This is a genomic window from Pseudoflavonifractor sp. An85, assembly GCF_002161235.1.
Lineage (GTDB): Bacteria > Bacillota > Clostridia > Oscillospirales > Oscillospiraceae > Enterenecus.
Map to the genome: position 1 here is coordinate 1 of NZ_NFHE01000133.1, position 661 is coordinate 661.

At 61.0% G+C, this 661-nt stretch carries 2 protein-coding genes; both read left to right on the top strand.

Annotation, left to right across the window (positions count from 1 at the left end; genetic code table 11):
- A partial coding sequence (locus tag B5G37_RS15465) for a hypothetical protein (RefSeq protein WP_343229717.1) occupies nt 1–243 on the top strand: 243 nt, incomplete at its 5' end.
- Nucleotides 244–260: 17 nt separating this feature from the next.
- Nucleotides 261–661: hypothetical protein (locus B5G37_RS14805; RefSeq protein ID WP_143483015.1), on the top strand; the 401-nt coding region annotated here is incomplete at its 3' end.

Below are 661 nucleotides of genomic sequence, written 5' to 3' on the forward strand. Positions count from 1 at the left end.
AACGGCAACTCCATCCTCGCCGGATACGCCACCTCCTCCGACTGGGCCAACATCAAGGTCGGGCAGATCATCTCCGCCCAGTACGGCAGCGGCTCCGCCGGGGCAATCTACGGGCACACCGGCATCTACATCGGAGATGGCAAGGTCATGGACAGCATCTCCTCCGGCATCCGCACCAGCTCACTAACGGACTGGATCGCGGAGAACGGGCGCGGCTGGGTCGTCTACGGCTGGCCGTGGTAAAGGAAAGGACAACCAACATGGACAAGTTCAAAAAAATCGTCACGGAACACCGGACGGCGGCCCTCATCTGCCTGTTCCTCCTCATCGTGTTCATCGGCGGCAGCGCCATGAGCGCCGTCAACGTGGCCCACCACCGCGCCGACATTGCCGCCCAGCAGCAACAGCAGGCGGAGGAGGAACAGAAAACTGACGAGGAAAAGCAGCAGGAAAAGGAGGAGGCTGATCCCGACCTCACCGACACGCAGCGCAAAGCCATCGACAACTACGACGATGACACCAAGGCGTTCATCGAAACGCTGTCCGCCTCCGTCTGGTCCGCCAACAACGGCACCGACACCCTGCAATTTACCGGACACACCTACACGGAAACCGTGAACGGTAAGGCCACCGAACACACCTACGCCGTCACCCGATTGGA